Genomic DNA, 18852 nt, shown 5'->3' with positions numbered 1-18852 from the left:
TCACTTCCCGAAACCGAAGCCGCCGGACCCCTCGACCTTGGAGCGCAGCCGCTTGCCCTTCTCCGTGGCCTGATCGTTCAGGTCCTGCTGGAAGTCGCGCATCCGTGCCAGCAGGTCCTCGTCGTGCGCGGCGAGGATCCGGGCGGCGAGCAGGCCCGCGTTGCGGGCCCCGGCGACGGAGACGGTGGCGACCGGGACACCGGCCGGCATCTGCACGATCGACAGCAGGGAGTCCATGCCGTCGAGGTACTTCAGCGGCACGGGTACGCCGATGACCGGCAGCGGGGTCACCGAGGCGAGCATGCCGGGCAGGTGGGCGGCGCCGCCCGCGCCCGCGATGATCACCTTGAGCCCGCGGTCGGCGGCCTGCTCGCCGTACGTGATCATCTCGCGCGGCATACGGTGCGCGGAGACGACGTCGACCTCGTACGCGACCTCGAACTCGTCGAGGGCCTTGGCCGCGGCCTCCATGACGGGCCAGTCGGAGTCGGAACCCATGACGATGCCAACAACGGGGCTCATTCGGTGATCGTGCCTCTCAGGTAACCGGCAGCGTGACGTGCGCGCTCGAGAACGTCGTCCAGGTCGTCGCCGTAGGTGTTGACGTGGCCCACCTTGCGGCCGGGCTTCACGTCCTTGCCGTACATGTGGATCTTCAGCTTGGGGTCGCGGGCCATGCAGTGCAGGTACGCGGAGTACATGTCCGGGTAGTCGCCGCCGAGGACGTTGACCATGACCGTCCACTTGGCGCGCGGGCGCGGGTCGCCGAGGGGGAGGTCGAGCACGGCCCGTACGTGGTTGGCGAACTGGCTGGTGATCGCGCCGTCCTGGGTCCAGTGACCGGAGTTGTGCGGGCGCATCGCCAGCTCGTTGACGAGGATGCGGCCGTCGCGGGTCTGGAACAGCTCGACGGCCAGGTGGCCGACGACGCCGAGTTCCTTGGCGATGGTCAGGGCCAGCCGCTCGGCCTGCAGCGCGAGGTCCTCGTCCAGGCGGGGGGCGGGCGCGATCACCGTGTCGCAGACCCCGTTCACCTGCCGGGACTCCACCACCGGGTAGGCGACCGCCTGGCCGTGCGGGGAGCGTACGACGTTCGCGGCGAGCTCGCGGACGTAGTCGACCATCTCCTCGGCGAGGACCGGGACGCCCGCGCGGAACGGCTCGGCGGCCTCCTCGGCGGACTCGACCACCCACACGCCCTTGCCGTCGTAGCCGCCGCGCACGGTCTTCAGGACGACCGGGAAGCCGTCGCCCTCCGCGGCGAAGGCGACCACGTCGTGCGGGTCGGCCACGATGCGGTGCCGTGGGCAGGGCACGCCGATCTCGGTGAGCTTCGCGCGCATCACCCCCTTGTCCTGGGCGTGCACCAGCGCGTCGGGCCCGGGGCGCACGGGGATGCCGTCCGCCTCCAGCGCCCTGAGGTGCTCGGTGGGTACGTGTTCGTGATCGAAGGTGATCACGTCGCAGCCCTGCGCGAAGGCTCGCAGCGTCTCCAGGTCGCGATAGTCGCCGACGACGACATCGTTCACGACCTGCGCCGCGGAGTCCTGCGGGGTGTCACTGAGGAGCTTGAACCTGATGCCCAGCGGGATGCCCGCCTCGTGCGTCATACGCGCGAGCTGACCACCGCCGACCATGCCGACTACCGGGAACGTCACGCCCCCAGGGTATCGGCCGCGCCAGGGCGGCCGGATTCCGCTCCTCTTACCCGGTACTTTCCGGGTTCTTTCCGACCTGATAGCCCGTCCGCAGGAAACCCAGCGGGGCGCCGGATAGCATGGCGGAGTTGACGCAACCTAGCGACGGGAGCCTGCACGACCATGGAACATCGTTCCTCGGGGCTGCAAAGGCTCGTACGCGAGGTGGCCAAGTTCGGCGCCGTCGGCGGCGCCGGCATCCTCGTCAACCTCGGCGTGTTCAACCTCGTACGGCACGTCACCGATCTGCAGGTCGTCCGGGCGAGCGTGATAGCCACCGTGGTGGCGATCGCGTTCAACTACGTGGGCTTCCGCTACTTCGCCTACCGCGACCGCGACAAAGGCGGCCGCACCCGTGAACTCACGCTGTTCCTGCTGTTCAGCGCGGTGGGCCTGGTGATCGAGAACGGTGTTCTCTACCTGGCCACGTACGGTTTCGGCTGGGACAGCCCGCTGCAGAGCAACGTCTTCAAGTTCGTCGGCATCGGCGTCGCGACCCTCTTCCGCTTCTGGTCCTACCGCACCTGGGTGTTCAAGGCCCTCCCGGCCGGCGAGGCCGTGACCGGCGCGGAATCGATTCTCGTGGCGGAGTCCAAGAAGCCGCGCCCCAGCCAGCGGGTGCCGTAGGGCCCGGGAGGCCGGGCTGTCTCGTAGGGCTGGAGGCCGGGCAGGTCTCGGGTGCCGCACTGCTGGGGGCCGGCGCCCCCAGATCCCCGCATCGGCCTGAACGGCCTCGTCCTCGAACTCCCCCAGAGGGGGCGCTCCCGGACGGGCTGAGTCATGCCGACCCGGGCTGAAAAGGCCGACGCTGTCTAGCGGACCGTCGGGCTGTCCTCGGTGGGTTTCCGGGCGGGCGGGGTCCGGGAGAGGAACAGGCCGAAGACCGGGGGCTGGGCCTGCAGGAGTTCCAGCCGGCCGCCGTCGGCCTCCGCGAGGTCGCGGGCCACCGCCAGGCCGATCCCCGTCGAGTTCCGCCCGCTGATCGTCCGCTCGAAGATGCGGGCGCCGAGGTCGGCCGGGACTCCGGGTCCCTCGTCGGTGACCTCCACGACGGCCTGGTTGCCGGTGACGCGAGTGCGCAGGGCGACCGTGCCGCCCCCGTGCATCAGGGAGTTCTCGATCAGCGCGGCGAGCACCTGAGCCACGGCGCCCGGGGTGCCGACCGCCTGCAAGTGCCGCTTGCCCGAGCTGACGATCGCCCGGCCCATGCCGCGGTAGGCGGGGCGCCACTCGGCGAGCTGCTGCTGGATGACCTCGTCGAGGTCGAAGGTGACGGCGGAGCCGGTGCGCGGGTCGCGGGAGTTCGTCAGCAGCCGCTGCACCACGTCCGTCAGGCGTTCCACCTGCGTGAGCGCGACGTTCGCCTCCTCCTTCACCGTGTCCGGGTCGTCGGTGAGGGTGATCTCCTCCAGGCGCATGGACAGCGCGGTCAGCGGCGTGCGCAGCTGGTGCGAGGCGTCGGCGGCCAGCCTGCGCTCGGCGGTGAGCATGCGGGCGATGCGCTCGGCGGAGGAGTCCAGCACATCGGCGACCCGGTCCAGCTCGGGGACACCGTACCGCTTGTGCCGGGGGCGCGGATCACCGGAGCCGAGGCGTTCGGCGGTCTCCGCGAGGTCGGTCAGCGGGGACGCGAGCCGGTTGGCCTGGCGCACCGCGAGCAGCACGGCGGCGACCACCGCGAGCAGCGCCACCAGCCCGATGATCAGCAGCGTGCGGCCGACTTCCCGGGTCACGGCGGAGCGGGGCTCCTGGACGGTGACCAGCTCGCCCTCCTCGCCCTTCTGCGTGGCGTGGATCACGTCGCCCTGCGGCCTGTCGCCGACCTCGATCGGCTTGTGGCCGGGCATGCGGATGACCGCGTACTGGTCCTTGGCGACCTGTTTCTGCAGGACCTCGGCGGTGACGTCCTGCGAGCCGAGGATCCGGCTGTCGACGATGCTGGCCAGCCGGACGGCCTCGGAGTCCACCCGTTCCTGGGCGCTGTTGCTGATCGTCCGGGTCTCGACGATGACGAGCGACACACCGAAGACGGCGATCACGACCAGGACGACGGCAAGGGTGGACTGAATGAGACGACGACGCACGGGACCCTCCGGGGGACTCTACGACTGGGGCGAGTGAACCCGCCAAGGGGCGCGGGCCCGCATCGACCTGCGGCTCCGCCGCGGGGCGCGACCAGTCACGGAACACCCCCAGTCGCCGACGAACCCGAACCCTCGAGCTCGAAGACGAACCGGCGACCCGCTCAGCTCTTCTCGAACCGGAAGCCAACCCCCCGCACCGTGGCGATGTACCGGGGATTCGCGGCGTCGTCGCCGAGTTTCTTCCGCAGCCACGAGATGTGCATGTCCAGCGTCTTGGTGGACGACCACCACGTCGTGTCCCAGACCTCGCGCATCAGCTGGTCCCGCGTGACCACCCGGCCGGCGTCCCTGACCAGCACCCGCAGCAGGTCGAACTCCTTCGCGGTGAGCTGGAGCTCCTCGTCGCCCATCCACGCCCGGTGCGACTCGACGTCGATCCGCACGCCGTGCGTGGCCGGCGGCTGCTGCGGCTCGGCGGCGCCGCGCCGCAGCAGGGCCCGGACCCGGGCGAGCAGTTCGGCGAGCCGGAAGGGCTTGGTGACGTAGTCGTCGGCGCCCGCGTCCAGGCCGACGACGGTGTCCACCTCGTCGGCGCGCGCGGTCAGGATGAGGACCGGCACGGTGTGGCCCTCGGCGCGGAGCCGGCGGGCGACCTCCAGGCCGTCCATGCCGGGCAGGCCCAGGTCGAGCACGAGCAGGTCGATGCCGCCCTGCAGTCCGGCGTCGAGCGCGGTGGGTCCGTCCTCGCGCACCTCGACCTCGTAACCTTCCCGGCGCAGGGCGCGGGCCAGCGGCTCCGAGATGGACGCGTCGTCCTCGGCGAGCAGTACACGGGTCATGAGCTGATGGTAGTCCGCCCGCGCGTTCTGCTGGGGTGTGATCGGACTCCGGGATTCTTACCTTTGGGCACAGTGGTACGAACCTATGGCCGATAGGTGCGATCGTAGGAGATACCTTCGAAACCGGTGTCCAGTCATGCCGACACCTGTGATCCGTGTCTCAAGTCCTTCCATATCAGGCGGTGTCCTGCCGTATGGTGAGTTGAACGCCTGTGGCACGCGGCAGACCTTCGGCGCTCGTTCGACGCTGAAGGTCTCTTTTGTGCGTTCGCCGACCGCTGTCGGCCAGAGGACCACCCCAGGGCCGGGGCCGCTACGCGCGTCAACCCGTGCAGAGGCGTGGAACCCCCGCTCCCCCCAACCGGGCGCGCACCCGCTCATCGCGGCGCGTCCCGACCAGCAAGGAACGACCATGGCGTCCAGCCTGACGAAGGACTCGGTCCGCCGGGGCTCCCCCGGCTCCGACAAGACCTTCTTCGGCCACCCCCGCGGACTGGCCACCCTCTTCATGACCGAGATGTGGGAGAGGTTCTCCTTCTACGGCATGAAGGCGCTGCTCCCGCTGTACCTGGTGGCGCCGGCCGGGCTGCACCTGGGCGCGGCCACCGCGACCGCGATCTACTCGGTGTACCTGTCCCTCGTGTACCTGCTCACCCTGCCCGGCGGCTGGTTCGCGGACCGCGTCCTCGGCCCCCGCAAGACGGTCGCGGTGGCCGGCGTGGTCATCATGCTCGGCCACCTGACCCTGGCGCTGCCGAACTCCGGCACCTTCTACGCGGGCCTCGGTCTGGTCGCCATCGGCTCCGGTCTGCTGAAGGCCAACATCTCCACGATGGTCGGCCACCTGTACGACGGTCCGGACGACCCGCGCCGTGACGGTGGCTTCACGCTCTTCTACATCGGCATCAACGTCGGCGCCTTCGCCGCTCCGCTGATCATCGGTACCGTCGGCCAGGAGGTCAACTGGCACCTCGGCTTCGCGCTCGCCGCGCTCGGCATGGCGCTCGGTCTGGCCCAGTTCCTGCTCGGCACGCGTCACCTGGACTCCCGCTCGGACGTCGTGCCCACCCCGCTGTCCGCCGAGGAGAAGGCGGCCACCCTGCGCAAGGCGGCCCTGTGGGCGGGCGTCGCGGTGGTCTTCTACGCCGTCGTCGGCTTCTCCGGCGCCTACACCCTGAACTGGGTGATGGTCCCGATCATCATCGCCGGTCTGCTCATCCCGGTCGTCGTGCTGGCCCGGATCAAGCGGGACCGGGACCTGGACCGCACCGAGCAGTCGCGGATGTCGGCGTACATCTGGTTCTTCGTCGCGGCGGCCGTGTTCTGGATGATCTACGACCAGGGCGGCTCGACCGTGTCGATCTTCGCCGACAACAGCGCCGAGAACTCCATCCTCGGCTGGAAGTTCCCGGTCTCCTGGTACCAGTCGGTCAACCCGGTCATGATCATGGCGTTCGCGCCGGTCTTCGCCGCGCTGTGGCTCGCCCTGAACCGGCGCGGCAAGGAGCCGAGCACGGCGACCAAGTTCGCCGGCGGCCTGGTCCTGATCGGCGCGTCCTTCTTCCTCTTCCTCGCCCCGCTCGCGATCGCCGACGGCGGTCACAAGGCGGCCGCGATGTGGATGGTGGCGATCTACTTCGTGCAGACCGTCGGCGAGCTGCTGCTCTCCCCGGTCGGCCTGTCCGTCACCACGAAGATGGCGCCCGCCAAGTACGCCTCGCAGATGATGGGCGTCTGGTTCCTGGCCGTCACCGCCGGTGACGCCACCACCGGTCTGCTGGGTGTCGCCAACGTCGACCTCAACAAGGCGGGCATCGTGGCCCTGGAGGCCGCCCTCGCCGTCCTCGCCGGTCTCGCGGTATGGATGTACCGCAAGAAGGTGAAGGAGCTCATGGGCAACGTGCGCTGACGCACGCCGAAGGCTCCGCGGAGGGCCGTCGCATCCCGAACGGGACGCGACGGCCCTCCGGCCGTTCCAGCACGGCCGTTTCAGCGGGTCCGCCGGCCCGGCAGGAACGTGAACACGGCCCCGCCCAGCAGGATCGCCGTGCCCGAGACCAGGCCGAGGGCCTTCAGGGCGCCGTGGTCGCTCGCACCCGTCTCGGCCAGGCCGCCGCTGCCGCTGCCGCCGGAGGAGGAGGTGCCGCCGGAGGTCGAGGACCCCCCGGAGGCGCCGCCCGGCTGCCCGCTGGTGTCCAGGGTCAGGGAGACCTCCGTCTTCGTCGGCGTGCAGGTCGTCGTCGTACCGAGGGCCTTGACCGTCAGCACGCCCGGGGACAGGGTCGACTTGCCGCTCGCGCCCGGCTTGTAGGTGCCGGTCAGGTCCGGGATCGCTATCGGGTCGCCGGTCTTGATGTCGGAGGAGTTCGTCGGGCCCTCGACGTGCACCGTGCCCTTGTCCGCGCCGCCCAGCGTGATGTCCATCGACGGTTTCACGGAGCCCTTGGGGATGGGCGCCGGGCTGTCCATCACCGACTTCTTGAACTGCACGGTGAGATCGAAGCTCCCGCCGTTCTTCTTCGCGTTGATCTGCACCGGCGAGGTCGCGCTCTTGGGGCCGAGGGGCGTCTGGCACTTGTACGGGATCTGGACCTCCTTGCCGGTGAAGTCCGTCTGGCCGGTGCCGTGGCTGGCGCTCGAGGTCACGGTCGGGCTGGAGGACTTGGTGGGCGTGGAGGACTTGGTGGGGGTGCCGTCGCCCGCCGACACCTGGATGGTCGCCGAGGGCTGCACCGTCTCGGTCGGCGTGCACTTGGTGTCCGTCGACATGGCGTTGACGGTGTAGGCGTCCGGTGTCAGCTTCACCTCACCGACCGTGGTCAGTTTCAGTGCGCCCTTCATGTCGGACAGCACCATCGCGCCGCCCTTGGGGATCGCCGGGTTCTCGCGCGGTCCCTGCATCGCGATGTCCGCGGTCTGCGCCCCGGACGCCTTGAGGGTGCCGGACGGCTGCACCGAGTTCGCGGGCAGGTCGATGATGTCCGGGTTCTTCGCCGCGGCCTGGGTGAACTTCCACACCACGTCCACGGTGTCGCCGACCTTCGCCGTGGCCGGTGCGGTGATCTCGACCTTCGTGGTGCCGTCGACGGGGTCGATGCCGGCGGGCGGCACGCAGTGGGTGGCGTACGAGACCTCGGCGGCCTCGGCGGAGCCGGCGCTCATGCCGAGCAGCACGCCGGCCGAGCAGAGCACCAGCGCGGCAGCCGCCGCACCCGCTCGCCGCACGACAGGTCCGCCGGTCGGTGTCACTCTCCTTCGCTTGCTCACTTGGGTCCTTTCCACGTGGGAGTCGTCGGACTCGTCGGAGCCGTCGGACTCGTGGGAGTCGTGGGGCTGGTGGGAGTCGCAGGACTCGTCGGGCTGTCGTCGTGCGGTGCGGAGAGCCGGCCGGCCGCGCCCGGAGCGGAGTCCGGGGTGAACCACGGCAGGGTCGAGTCGGGGGCGGGCGGTGCCTGAGGGGTACGGGAGCCGGGCAGTCGCAGGGTCGGCGGTGCGCGGCGGGGCCCGCGCCGCCCGCCGCCCGCCCGGCGCGGCCGTATCCGGTCCACCACCGCCATGCCGACGCGGAACAGCGCGGCCGGTACGACGAGGCACAGCAGCAGCCAGAACAGGGTCACGCCCCAGGGGCGGCCCACACCCCAGGGCTGCTCGGCGAGCACCTTGCCGCCGTACTCCACGGAGACGGTGTAGTCGCCGTGTGCTCCGGCGGCGAGCTCGACGGGCAGCTCGATCCGCGCCTTCCCGCCGGGCGCCAGGGTGCCGCGCCACTGCTGGTCGTCCCATTCGGGGGCGAAGACACCGTGCGCGGTGCCGACCTTGAACACGGGGTTCTTGATGTCGCCCGGGCCGGTGTTGCCGACGGTGAAGACCAGGGTGCGGGACGGCGGCGCCCCGAACCAGGTGAGCAGCCCGCTCGACCCGGCCAGCCGGGTGTCGCTGAGGAGGGAGAGCCGGCCGCCGGAGGACTCGGTGGGCAGCGGCTCGACCGGGTGCCCGGCGACCTTCAGCGCCGCGTCGGCGTTCGCCTTCGCCCCGGTGACGGTGGCCACGTGCACCACGCACGGGCACGGCACCGGTGGCTCGGCGACCGGCAGCTTCCTGCTGAAGCCGCCCTTCGCGTCGGTGGTGACGGCCCGGCCGTCCCCGTTGGCGCAGGAGTTGGTGCCGCCGATCACTCCCCGGGCGGGGGTGGCCCGTCCGCAGACCAGCACCATCAGCAGTGCGTGCGGCCGCCAGCCGCTGCCGCTGACGGTGATCGAGCCGCCGGTGCCCGCCTGCGACGCGGACAGCTCGACGGTGGGCCCGGAGGCCGCCGACGCGCCGCCCGCGAGGGGCAGCAGGAGCAGCGCGAGGACCGCCACCAGTGCCGGGATCCGCCTCTTGCCGCTCATCGCACCGCTCCTGCCTGTCCCTGGTGCGTCGACCGGATCTGTTCGAGCGAGGGTTCGATCTGCGGCGTGCGACGCCTGCGCCGCCGTACGACCACAGCGGTGGCCGACACGGCCGCGGCCCCCGCCCCCGTGCCCGTCACCGCACCCCACGGGACGAACCGCGCCGACGCGCCGGCCGTGGCGTGCGCCCCGCCGGACGCCGTCACCGTCAGCCGTACGTCGACCGCGTCCAGCGCGGGCCGGTCGGGCCACGACTCGTCGAGCCGCAGCCGCTCGCCCGGGGGCAGCCGGACGGGCAGGATGCGCGGGGCCCGGTCCAGGACCCGGCGGCCGAAGACGCCGTCGGCGCGCACCGCGAGCGTCGGCACGAGGGCGGTCGTACCGCGGTTGACCAGCTCGTACGAGATGCGGTCGCCGTGCACGGCGACGTGCTCGACGGTCAGCGCGGACAGCGCCGGTACGACGGCCCTCAGGCGTACGCCCACGGTCGCCGTACGGCCCTCGCCGTCCCGCGCGACGATGGTGCCGGCGCGGTCGCCGGGCGCGGTGACGGGTGGGACGGTCACCGTGAAGGGCACGTCGGCGCGGGTGCGGGCGGGGACGCGGACCCGGGTCTCGGCGAAGGCCACGCGGACGCCGGTGCCGACGAGGCGTACCGCGAGCGGCTTTCCGCCGGGGTTGGTCACGGACACCGTGTCCCGCAGGACCGCCCCGGGGGCGCCTTCGGCGTAGACGTAGGGGCGGTCACCGCCCAGGGGAGCGAGGGTCCAGGCGTCGGCGGCCGAGGCGGTCGGGGCGGCGACGAGCAGGCTCAGGAGGGCGGCCGGCGGCAGGCACAGGCGGCTGACGCGGGTGGCGGACGGCATGGGCGGCTCCAGCGCTCGTACCCGGGGTTCAGCGGCGTACGGCCTGGTTCCGGCGGGTCAGCCACAGCGCACCCGCCGCACCCGTGAGGAGGACGGTGCCGCCGAGCGTGCCCAGCGCTATCGCGGAGTCCTCGGGGCCGGTCCGGGGCAACTGCCCGCCGGAGTCGGCGCCGCCGCCCGATGACGACGGGGAACCGGAGCCGCCGGAGCCGCCGCCCGCACCCGTGACGTCCAGGGTCAGGGACGGTTCGGGGCTGTTGGTCGGGGTGCAGGTGGTCGTCGTACCGAGCGCCTTGATGGTGAGCACGCCCGCCGTGAAGGTGACCTTGCCGGACTTCTCCGGGGTGTAGGTGCCGCTCAGGTCGCTGATCTTGATGGGGGTGTTGGCGGGTATCGCGGCCTGGTTGGCGGGGCCGGACACCGCGAGCGTGCCGCTGTCGGCGCCGCCGAGCCTGATGGTGGCGCTCGGGTTCATCGCGCCCTTGCCGAGCTCGACGGGGCTGGAGGAGACGCCCTTCTGCCAGCTCATGGTGATCTTGTAGCCGTTGCCGCTCCTGACGCCCTTGATGTCGATGGGCGATACGGCGCTCTTGTCACCGATAGGCGTCTTGCACTGGTAGTTGACGTTCACGACGTCGGCGTGGGCCATGGGTGCGGCCAACAGCACCGCGGAACCGGCCAGGGCAGCGGCGGACGTGAACGCGGCGGTTCGTTTCGGGTACACGGCCCACCTCTTTCCTGACGGCGCATCAGATGGGCCGTCAAGGTACGCCCGGGGTCGTGAGGAAGGAAGAGACGGCGCACAGCGGAGTTGTGACGATCCGGCGTGCGGCATCACTCAGCCTGTCCGGCGTTTGAGGACGAGGCCGTCCAGGCCGAAAACGGGGGTCCGGGGGCGGCAGCCCCCAGCGAGGTCGAAGGGGCAGAGCCCCTGGGCATGGGAACGGGTAAGGGCGGCGGGGCGGAAAACCCTCGGCCCCGCCCCGGAAGGCCTACGCCGGAGCGCCCAGCTCCGCCCACACCGTCTTGCCCGACGCCCCCGGCGTACGGACCACCCCCCAGTCCAGGCACAGCCGCTGCACGATGAACATGCCATGACCACCCGGCCGTCCGGCACGGTGCGGCGTGCGCGGCGCGGGCTGACCGGTGCCACGGTCGGTGACCTCTATCCGGATCACCTTGTTGTCGCAGGTCAGAACCAGCTCGTCGGGCCCCTCCGCATGCAGACAGGCGTTGGTGACCAGCTCGGAGACGACCAGCAGTACGTCCTCGGCGGCGGCCCGCTGATCGGCGGACGCGGCGGGCAGCCAGCCCCACGCGTACAACGCCTGGCGGGTGAAGTCACGGGCGAGCGGCACGACGCCGCTCTCGCCGTCAAGACGCAGCCGTCGCTCCTGGCGGGGCATGCGGGCCTCCTCCGCCGGCACGGACGGCACCGCTGCCTTCGCGGACACGCCCGCCTCCGGCGTACCCCCCTCGGACGCCCCGGAAGCGCCGCTGGGCTCCGGGCCGCGGTCGCCCGGCGAGTAAGGCCGGGTGGTGCTCATCAGCGCTTCACCTCACCGATTCACCGTTCACGATTCAGAAGTCGTTCATATAGATCTTGTTACCCATCCCTGTACATACCAACGGGTCACCCGTCGAGGCCGACCGATACCAACCGATCCCCATCAGTACCGTGAGCACCGACGTATTCCAGCCGGTTCCGCTCGGTTCCCGCTCGGTTCCCGCCCGCACCCACCGGACCCCACCGGCGACCCACCGTGTCCGCCGATGCCTTTCGGTACGTACGTCGCACGCGGGCCGTTCGCCGGTTCCCCGATGTTCCCGCACCCCGGAACCGACAGGTTCAGGATGTCTCCTGCCCGGGCGAGCCGGGGCGACACCCCTCCGTTGGGCGTGGCGCCGCGGGCGACGGCGTTCAGCCGGACTCGTCCGCCAGGGCCTCCTCGACGGAGGCGTGGACGGTGAAGACCGCCTCCGCCCCCGTGATCTCGAACACACGCGCAACGACCGGCAGCATGCCCGCCAGATGCACGCCGCCCCCGGCGGCCTCCGCCCGCAGCCGCGCGCCGAGCAGCACGTTGAGCCCCGTGGAGTCACAGAACTCCAGTCGTGAGCAGTCCACGACGAGGCGCGAGAAGCCCTTGTCGAGGAGGTCGTCGAGGGGTTCACGCAACAGATCGGCGGTGTGGTGATCGAGCTCACCCGCCGGTGTCACTACGGCGCTGGAACCCTCTTCCCGCACCTCCACCAGAAGCCGGCCCGACTGTGCGCTGCCGACCGTCCCGCGGTCCATGCCGTGTCTCTCCCGAGGTCGTGGTGCTGCCTGTTGCCCTGCTGACACCCGGCCGGAGCCAGGTTGATGCCCTCGAACACTACGCCTTCTACACGCACTCCGACACCCGAACAACCCCACACAAACGGACATAACCTACCAAAATGCACTTGCGACAGTCATGCGGAAGCGGGTAGGGCTAGTAAGGACACGTACCCGACACGGCCGGCTTTGGAGGCGCCGCACACCGCAGTGCACGCACGGCTTCGGCAGCCTTATGCCGAGAACGATGGAGGACACCCATGTCACCCCGGCTCGACGCATCGCATACCCGGACGGCGACGTCGACACCCCCACCGGAACAACTGGATCCCATCGATCCCGCGGATCCCATCGACGGGCTCCCGGAGATCCCCCCGTACGACGAGATCGCCCCTCTCGACGCACGCGCCCTCTCCAAGACCCTGTTCGAGCGACTGGAGTCGCTCGAGGAAGGGACGCCCGAGTACTCGTACGTCCGCAACACCCTCGTCGAACTCAACCTCGCCCTGGTCAAGTTCGCCGCCTCCCGTTTCCGCTCCCGCAGCGAGCCGATGGAGGACATCATCCAGGTCGGCACCATCGGCCTGATCAAGGCGATCGACCGCTTCGAACTCTCCCGTGGCGTGGAGTTCCCCACGTTCGCGATGCCAACCATCATCGGCGAGATCAAGCGCTTCTTCCGCGACACGTCGTGGTCGGTGCGCGTCCCGCGCCGACTCCAGGAGCTCCGGCTCGACCTGGCGAAGGCCGGTGACGAGCTGGCCCAGAAGCTCGACCGCGCGCCGACACCGGTCGAACTCGCCGAGCGGCTGGGCATCTCCACCGACGAGGTCATCGAGGGCATGGCCGCCTCGAACGCGTACACCGCCTCCTCGCTGGACGCCCAGCCCGAGGAGGACGACACCGAGGGTGCGCTCGCGGACCGCATCGGCTACGAGGACCACGGGATCGAAGGCATCGAGTACGTGGAGTCGCTCAAGCCGCTGATCGCCGAACTCCCGGCCCGGGACCGGAAGATCCTCTCCCTCCGGTTCGTGGCCAACATGACCCAGTCGGAGATCGGCGAGGAACTCGGCATCTCGCAGATGCACGTGTCACGACTGCTGTCGCGCACGCTGGTGAAGCTGCGCAAGGGGCTGACCGTCGAGGAGTGAGGTCCGCGAGGTTTCTCCGGGTGCCCGGAGAGACCTCGTTCACCTCTTTCCCCGTCACACGTCGTCGCCGAAGAGATCCTTCGCGGAGGACGCGTGGACGGCCCTCTGGGCCCACACCTCGAGACGGTCCAGATCGGTGCAGGAGGTGACCCTGTCGCGGACGGACTCCGACACGTCGATGCCGCGCCACTGGAGGATGCGGAGAACCATGGACGCGCGTTCCTGTTCGATGCCCTCTTCCCGACCTTCTTGGCGTACCTGCTCGGCCAGCGGGTGCCGCCAGAAGTACTGCATCGCCGTCATCAGGTCCCTCCACATCTGCTGCGCCTGGGTATCACCCAGGCATGAGTCGACGAACTGCACGAAGGCCGCGGCGCTGTCCGCGTCAATGGTCCGCAGAGCGGTCGCCAGGGATTCCAGTATGGCGCCGGCCTGCGGCCCCCGCCCGTGTGTCATCGCCGAGAGCACCGCAAGGGGTACGTCCCGCTCGGCCTCCCCCGCGTCGACGATCAGGGGCACGTTGTCCGGGCTGAGCACGAGCGGGCGTACGGTCAACGAGGGGAACTCCCGGACACCGAGATGAATGGGCTCCGCCGCCCAGCGAGCGGTGGCGACGCTCTGAGTAATGACGATGAGCACCGGCTCGCAGCGGTACTTGGCGTACAGGTAGCTGAGGTAGTACGGCCAGCTGCCCCGCTTGTCCTCGTCCTTCTTCCCCTGCGACTCCACAACGATGAGATACGTGCCCTCATCGGTGTCCGCCCGCATCAGCGTGTCCACGCGTCGCTCGATCGGCTCGATCTCGGTGAGGTCCACGTTCATCCCGGCGAACTCGCGCGGCTCGGGGAAGGGAACGCCTAAGACATCCTGGATGGCCCTGGTCAGCAATGCAGGGTCCTTCTGGAAGATGCGATGCAGCGCCTCGTGCGACGAGCCGACCATCGGCTCTCCTTTCTGTCCGATGTGATCAACGAGCTACGCCGACGCCAGGTCACACCACACGTACTTCCCCCGGCTCCCGTGCCGGGACAGTGGCTGCCAGCCCCACAGGTCGGCGCACGCGCGCGTGAGCGCCATGCCGCGACCGTTCTCGGCGTCGGTGAGCTCCTCCAGCCGGCCCGGAGGGTGGGGTGGCGCCGGGTCGGCGTCCCATGCGCCCACCCGCAGCACGCCGTCGGCCCAACGCACCCTCAGGTCGGCGGGCCCCTTGGTGTGGAGTACGGCGTTCGAGACCAGCTCCGAGGCGATGAGCTCGGCGGTGTCCGCGAGGCGGATCAGGCCGTGGATGGTCAGGATCAGGCGCAGGGTGCGGCGGCAGACGGGGACGGCTCGGGGGTCGTTGGGGATGGAGAGGCAGTACTCCCAGGGTTCGGACATGCGTCAGCTCCAGGGCGGTGAGGGGTGGGATCGCGGGCGGTGGCATGCCGCAGCCGTCTTGGCAGGACGGAGTGGTGCACTTCCGCTGCGTGTGCGATGCGTCACCGACGGTATTTCCTAACATTAGGAAGATGCAAGCCGTTGCCTTATCCTGACCCTCGAACGAGCTACGTCATGAGGGCAGTTGAGACGAGGAGGTGCCACTTGCCGCCAAAGAGGCATCTCACGGCCCGCAGGATGCGACTGGGCGCTGAACTGCGCAAACTGCGTGAGGCGACGGGCATGAAAGCCCGGGAAGCCGCAGCACTGCTCGGTGCTGACGCAGTACAGATAAGCCAGATCGAGTCCGGAGTGGCAGGCGTGAGCGCGGAACGCGTACGCCGCCTGGCAGCCCACTACGCCTGTACTGATGAGGCGTTGGTCGAGGCCCTGGTGGCCATGGCCACCGACCGCACACGGGGTTGGTGGGAGGAGTACCGAGGCGTCCTCCCACCCGTGTTCCTGGACACCGCCGAGGTCGAACACCACGCGACGTTCCTTCGGGAGGTCGTGATCACACACGTGCCCGGACTCCTGCAGACCGCCGACTATGCACGAGCCGTGTACGCATTCATGATGCCGGGCCTGCCCGAGACCGAGTTGACGCCTCGCGTCGAACACCGCATGCGACGACGCGCCGTCATCGAAGGTGACAACGCCACCCCCTACGAGACGATCGTCCACGAGTTCGCCCTGCGTATCCGCGTAGCCGACCGCCAGGCGTCCCGCGCTCAACTGCTCAGAATTCTGGACCAGATCGAGCAGGAACACGCCACCGTCCGCGTCATCCCCACCGACCAGGACGGCTTCGCCGGAGCCGGGGCTTCGATGATGTACGCGGGTGGAGTGGTGCCTCGATTGGATACCGGCCTGCGGGACGCTCCCACCGGAACCGCATTCATCGACGCCGAGCCCCAACTGGCCCAGCTTCGAACGCTCTTCCGTAAGGTGGAGAAGGCGGCGCTGGACCCCGTTGCCTCACGGGACTTCATCCACCGCCTCACGAAGGAGCTGTGAGAACCCCATGGACCGCACCCTGCGCTGGCAGAAGTCCACATTCTCCGATGGTGGAGACGGCAACACCTGCGTCGAACTGGCCGCCACCCATACCACCCTCCACCTCCGCGAGAGCGACGACACCACCACCGAACTCATCACGACGCCCGCACCGCTGGCCCACCTCATACGCTGCCTGAAGTCGGGCCGGTTGAGCATGCGTTAGGTACCCGTACTCATGCGCCCACCTCGCCCGCGCAGCGAGGGTGGCGCTATGAACCTGCCCGTAGCCCCGCCGGCCTTCGACGCCACCACAGGCCCTCAACGAAGCGACCATGCCGACCGGGGAGCCGACATCGGAGCCGGGTGCGGTCTCGTGCTCCTAGAGCTGATCGCCCTGGTGGTGATCTTCGGGCTCTGGTTCCTGTCCGGGTTCAACCTCGACCCCGCCAAGACCGTGCACACCGACTCCCTATGGGGATACCTGGCCGCCGCCGGTGGAGTCGCGGTCCTCGCCGTCGCGGCGGACGGGGTCGCCGCCCGGGCCGGAGCCGTCGCGACCGTCGCCAGCCAGGGCGTTATGGCGGCCCTGATCTGCGTCATCCTCTTCGGCGGGGCCGCGGCGCAGTCCCACCAGGACAGGTTGTGCCGTGACATACCGACGGCGTCGGGGTGCAACGGCTAGTGCCCTACCGCATGTCACAGAACTATCCGCCGTAGGGGTTCCCGCCGAGCCAGGTGGTGCCGTCGATCATTTCGCGCGCCGCGTCCAAGTGGCCACTGTGGCAAGCAACTTCGGTGAGCACATGGATCAGGATGTGTCGCACGTCTGGCAGCCGCCAGTCCGGCCAGATCTCCACCGGCCAGGCGGCGGGCTCCTGCTCGGGCTCGGCGACGACGAGCACGGCGTCCGCGCGCGCGATGGCCGTCCGGTAGTTGGCGAAGACCTCCCCGGTGCTCATTCCCTCGGGTACGTACCAGTGCGCCTCCGCGCCTGCCGCGAGCTGTCCGGCCATGTCCGGTTCGCCCGCGATCACCCCGGGGAACCAGAAGCGTTCGACATCCAGGGTGAGGTGGCGCAGCAATGCGAGACAGCTCCAGCCGCTGGGCAGCACAGGCCTCCGCAGATCCTCCTCCGAGAGTCCTTCCAGCACTCCGAGGACATGCTCGCGCTGACGGTCCAGAGCGCCCTTGAGGGCTTCGAGTTCCGCGTTCACCGGGCGGTGCACAGTTCAGCGAGGCGATCCAGGGTGCCCGCGATCTGCGTCTGCCACCAGGCGCGTCCGCTGTCCATTTCCGCGCGCTTGTCCTCCGGCATGCGCGAACCGTCGAAGATCTCGGTCACGACCGTCGCCCCGGCCCCGTCCGGGACCAGGTCGAAGATCCAACGGTGGCCCCACGCGGCCGCGGGCGCGGTGGCGTCCGGGTGCCCGCGACCGGGCCTCGGCTCCCATCCGATGCGGCGGTCCGGCTCGTACTCGACGACGTGGTTGTTCATCTCATAGTCGCCGTAACGCTCGTAGTGCATCCGCATCACGAAGACGTCCCCGACGCCCGAGACCACGGCGCCGGAGATGCCACCGCGCAGCATCCCCGAGCCGTCGAAATCCGGATGCCGTCGAGGGTCGGCCAGGATCCGGAATATCTCCTCCGCCGGGGCGCCGATGCGCCGGGACATCATCACCACGGGCTCACCTGTCGTACTCGTCATCCGCGCGCCTCCGTCAACCGCAGAGCATGAACCCGACTATGACCCGGACGCTTCGCCGTTCGCCGACGCGGCCGAGTGGCCGACTCGCCAGTCCACTGCGGGTCGATCAGGCCCCCCGTCGGGCGGCAGGGGGACCCTCCGAATTGCTCGCCGCGCAAGCCGGACCGCAACGCCATTGCCCGCGACGACTTTCGAGCCCCGCTTCTACTCGCCGTGAGTCTCAGCAAGGGTGTGTGCGACAAGGGCGTTGGCGTGGCCATGGCCCAGCCCGTGCACGGCCTTGAGCCAGTTCACGAGCTCCATGTGTCTGGTGAGCGCCGAGGAGCGGATGAGGTCCTTCCACTCCGCTATCGGGCGACCGTACTTCTTCTCGATGGAAGGGAAGTAGCTGGCAGGGCCCTTGGTGGTGTCGGTCATGTCGGCGGTGTCCCGTCTGTACGAGGCGGTGTTGTCGCTCGTATGACTGGTGGACACGGCCCATGTCATCGGCCGCTTGGAGTGTGCTGCATCACAGCCGCGGCTTGCGAGGCGGCGTACTCCGACATGGTGTCGGAGTACGCCGCTGGGGCGCCAGGAGAGCAGCACCGCGAGGCCCCTCTCTCAGAGGCTGCGGGCGGTGATGTCGCCGTAGGCGGTGGTCGCGCTGATGTTCAGGGCGGCGTCGGCGCCGTCGGAGTTCTTGAGCGCGTTGTGGATGCGGCCGTAGGTGGTGCCGGCGTCCAGGGAGGCGGAGACTCCGTGAGCGGCGCCGATCGAGATCTCGCCGTGTTCGGTGCGCAGGGTGACCGTGCCTTGCACGGCCTCGGCGATGCGGAGGTCACCCTTCTGGGTGCTGATCTGCGCGGGACCGCCCAGGCGGCCGACCGAGATGTCGCCCGACAGGACGCTGAGACGGGCACCGGCGGTCTCGTCGAGCTTGACGGTGGCCTGCTGGCCGTCGAAGACGACGTCGCCGAGCCGCCCGACGCCGCGGAGCTCGGCGCTGGCCGCCTTCGCCTCGATGCTCGAGCCGGCGGGCAGCTGGACCGTCACCTCGATGGATCCGGAAGGGCCGAGGACCCGGCTCTTCGCCGCCGGGACCTCGATGCGCAGGACGCCGTCGGCGTAAGCGACCTCGGTCTGCTCCGCCGCCTTCACGTCGCGGCCCTTCGCGGCGTCCGCGGGGAGGATCTCGACCGTGGTGTCGGTCCGGTCTGCGGCGATGAACCGGATGCTCCCGGCGGGGATGTCGAGGACGGCGGCGATCGGGGCGGGGGTGTCGAACTTCTGCATCGTGGTCTCCTGCGTTCGTCGTTGTTTCTGACGTTGGAAACGCTACGTTGCGTTCATGAGTACGGCAACAAGCTTGTTGCTCTTAAGTGAAGAAAATACAGCTCAG

The 18852-nt window shown here is 69.9% G+C and carries 22 protein-coding genes; 6 read left to right on the top strand and 16 right to left on the bottom strand.

Annotation, left to right across the window (positions count from 1 at the left end; genetic code table 11):
- The gene (gene purE, locus ACFYZQ_RS24190; protein WP_389151254.1) at positions 1-522 is read right to left on the bottom strand and encodes a 5-(carboxyamino)imidazole ribonucleotide mutase; all 522 of its coding nucleotides are present in this window, start codon (positions 520-522) and stop codon (positions 1-3) included.
- Entirely contained in the window at positions 519-1658 is a 1140-nt protein-coding gene (locus ACFYZQ_RS24185) for a 5-(carboxyamino)imidazole ribonucleotide synthase (RefSeq protein ID WP_389151251.1), read from the bottom strand. The genes purE and ACFYZQ_RS24185 overlap by 4 nt, the downstream gene beginning before the upstream one ends.
- A gap of 162 nt (positions 1659-1820) precedes the next feature.
- Here ACFYZQ_RS24185 and ACFYZQ_RS24180 point away from each other — a divergent pair, with 162 nt between their 5' ends.
- Positions 1821-2324, top strand: a complete 504-nt coding sequence (locus ACFYZQ_RS24180) for a GtrA family protein (protein WP_389151248.1) — start codon at positions 1821-1823, stop codon at positions 2322-2324.
- A gap of 185 nt (positions 2325-2509) precedes the next feature.
- Here ACFYZQ_RS24180 and ACFYZQ_RS24175 read toward each other — a convergent pair whose 3' ends face one another.
- Both ACFYZQ_RS24175 and ACFYZQ_RS24170 read right to left on the bottom strand, forming a co-directional pair.
- Entirely contained in the window at positions 2510-3781 is a 1272-nt protein-coding gene (locus ACFYZQ_RS24175) for an ATP-binding protein (protein WP_389151246.1), read from the bottom strand.
- A gap of 161 nt (positions 3782-3942) precedes the next feature.
- Complete coding sequence (locus ACFYZQ_RS24170; RefSeq protein WP_361443697.1) at positions 3943-4620, bottom strand: response regulator transcription factor; 678 nt, start codon at positions 4618-4620, stop codon at positions 3943-3945.
- Positions 4621-5032: 412 nt separating this feature from the next.
- On the opposite strand from ACFYZQ_RS24170, the gene ACFYZQ_RS24165 reads away from it, so the two are divergent.
- Positions 5033-6529: an oligopeptide:H+ symporter gene (locus ACFYZQ_RS24165; RefSeq protein WP_389151243.1), complete on the top strand. Its 1497-nt coding sequence runs from the start codon at positions 5033-5035 to the stop codon at positions 6527-6529.
- Between the two features lie 80 nt (positions 6530-6609).
- Here the strand turns inward: ACFYZQ_RS24165 and ACFYZQ_RS24160 are convergent, their stop codons facing one another.
- The 6 genes from ACFYZQ_RS24160 to ACFYZQ_RS24135 all read right to left on the bottom strand — a co-directional run bounded on the left by ACFYZQ_RS24160 (position 6610) and on the right by ACFYZQ_RS24135 (position 12176).
- Entirely contained in the window at positions 6610-7812 is a 1203-nt protein-coding gene (locus tag ACFYZQ_RS24160) for a hypothetical protein (protein ID WP_389151381.1), read from the bottom strand.
- A gap of 71 nt (positions 7813-7883) precedes the next feature.
- Complete coding sequence (locus ACFYZQ_RS24155) at positions 7884-9011, bottom strand: hypothetical protein (protein WP_389151240.1); 1128 nt, start codon at positions 9009-9011, stop codon at positions 7884-7886.
- On the bottom strand, positions 9008-9877 hold the full coding sequence (locus ACFYZQ_RS24150; protein WP_389151237.1) for a hypothetical protein: 870 nt from the start codon (positions 9875-9877) through the stop codon (positions 9008-9010). The genes ACFYZQ_RS24155 and ACFYZQ_RS24150 overlap by 4 nt, the downstream gene beginning before the upstream one ends.
- A gap of 28 nt (positions 9878-9905) precedes the next feature.
- Positions 9906-10601 carry an LPXTG cell wall anchor domain-containing protein gene (locus ACFYZQ_RS24145; RefSeq protein WP_389151234.1) on the bottom strand — a complete coding sequence of 232 codons (696 nt, stop codon included), beginning with the start codon at positions 10599-10601 and terminating at the stop codon, positions 9906-9908.
- Between the two features lie 268 nt (positions 10602-10869).
- Positions 10870-11424 (bottom strand): ATP-binding protein, encoded by a 555-nt coding sequence (locus tag ACFYZQ_RS24140; protein WP_389151231.1) that lies wholly within the window; start codon positions 11422-11424, stop codon positions 10870-10872.
- A gap of 374 nt (positions 11425-11798) precedes the next feature.
- Positions 11799-12176 carry an STAS domain-containing protein gene (locus ACFYZQ_RS24135; RefSeq protein WP_389151228.1) on the bottom strand — a complete coding sequence of 126 codons (378 nt, stop codon included), beginning with the start codon at positions 12174-12176 and terminating at the stop codon, positions 11799-11801.
- 281 nt (positions 12177-12457) lie between these two features.
- On the opposite strand from ACFYZQ_RS24135, the gene ACFYZQ_RS24130 reads away from it, so the two are divergent.
- The gene (locus ACFYZQ_RS24130; protein WP_389151226.1) at positions 12458-13351 is read left to right on the top strand and encodes an RNA polymerase sigma factor SigF; all 894 of its coding nucleotides are present in this window, start codon (positions 12458-12460) and stop codon (positions 13349-13351) included.
- Positions 13352-13405: 54 nt separating this feature from the next.
- On the opposite strand, the gene ACFYZQ_RS24125 is transcribed toward ACFYZQ_RS24130, so the two are convergent.
- Positions 13406-14293, bottom strand: a complete 888-nt coding sequence (locus ACFYZQ_RS24125) for a hypothetical protein (RefSeq protein ID WP_389151223.1) — start codon at positions 14291-14293, stop codon at positions 13406-13408.
- A 33-nt stretch (positions 14294-14326) separates the two neighbouring features.
- Positions 14327-14728 (bottom strand): ATP-binding protein, encoded by a 402-nt coding sequence (locus ACFYZQ_RS24120; RefSeq protein ID WP_389151221.1) that lies wholly within the window; start codon positions 14726-14728, stop codon positions 14327-14329.
- A gap of 237 nt (positions 14729-14965) precedes the next feature.
- Between ACFYZQ_RS24120 and ACFYZQ_RS24115 the strand changes: the two genes are divergently transcribed.
- Genes ACFYZQ_RS24115 through ACFYZQ_RS24105 form a run of 3 tightly spaced genes read left to right on the top strand, consistent with a single transcriptional unit; the run spans position 14966 to position 16448 of the window.
- The gene (locus tag ACFYZQ_RS24115) at positions 14966-15784 is read left to right on the top strand and encodes a helix-turn-helix domain-containing protein (RefSeq protein WP_389151218.1); all 819 of its coding nucleotides are present in this window, start codon (positions 14966-14968) and stop codon (positions 15782-15784) included.
- A gap of 7 nt (positions 15785-15791) precedes the next feature.
- Positions 15792-15989 (top strand): DUF397 domain-containing protein, encoded by a 198-nt coding sequence (locus ACFYZQ_RS24110; protein WP_389151216.1) that lies wholly within the window; start codon positions 15792-15794, stop codon positions 15987-15989.
- A gap of 48 nt (positions 15990-16037) precedes the next feature.
- Positions 16038-16448, top strand: coding sequence for a DUF6234 family protein (locus tag ACFYZQ_RS24105; RefSeq protein ID WP_389151213.1), 411 nt, complete (start codon positions 16038-16040; stop codon positions 16446-16448).
- A gap of 22 nt (positions 16449-16470) precedes the next feature.
- Here the strand turns inward: ACFYZQ_RS24105 and ACFYZQ_RS24100 are convergent, their stop codons facing one another.
- The 4 genes from ACFYZQ_RS24100 to ACFYZQ_RS24085 form a co-directional block, all read right to left on the bottom strand.
- Positions 16471-16980: a DinB family protein gene (locus ACFYZQ_RS24100; protein ID WP_389151211.1), complete on the bottom strand. Its 510-nt coding sequence runs from the start codon at positions 16978-16980 to the stop codon at positions 16471-16473.
- Positions 16977-17474 carry an SRPBCC family protein gene (locus ACFYZQ_RS24095; RefSeq protein ID WP_389151208.1) on the bottom strand — a complete coding sequence of 166 codons (498 nt, stop codon included), beginning with the start codon at positions 17472-17474 and terminating at the stop codon, positions 16977-16979. The genes ACFYZQ_RS24100 and ACFYZQ_RS24095 overlap by 4 nt, the downstream gene beginning before the upstream one ends.
- A 204-nt stretch (positions 17475-17678) precedes the next feature.
- Positions 17679-17891, bottom strand: coding sequence for a DUF4287 domain-containing protein (locus ACFYZQ_RS24090; RefSeq protein ID WP_389151378.1), 213 nt, complete (start codon positions 17889-17891; stop codon positions 17679-17681).
- A gap of 183 nt (positions 17892-18074) precedes the next feature.
- The gene (locus tag ACFYZQ_RS24085; RefSeq protein ID WP_389151206.1) at positions 18075-18746 is read right to left on the bottom strand and encodes a DUF4097 family beta strand repeat-containing protein; all 672 of its coding nucleotides are present in this window, start codon (positions 18744-18746) and stop codon (positions 18075-18077) included.
- Between the last annotated feature and the right edge of the window lie 106 nt (positions 18747-18852).

This window comes from Streptomyces sp. NPDC001843 (assembly GCF_042891955.1).
In the GTDB taxonomy this organism is placed as follows: Bacteria; Actinomycetota; Actinomycetes; order Streptomycetales; family Streptomycetaceae; genus Streptomyces.
Note: the sequence above shows the minus strand (reverse complement) of the source record. Positions and strands in the feature narration are given on the sequence as shown.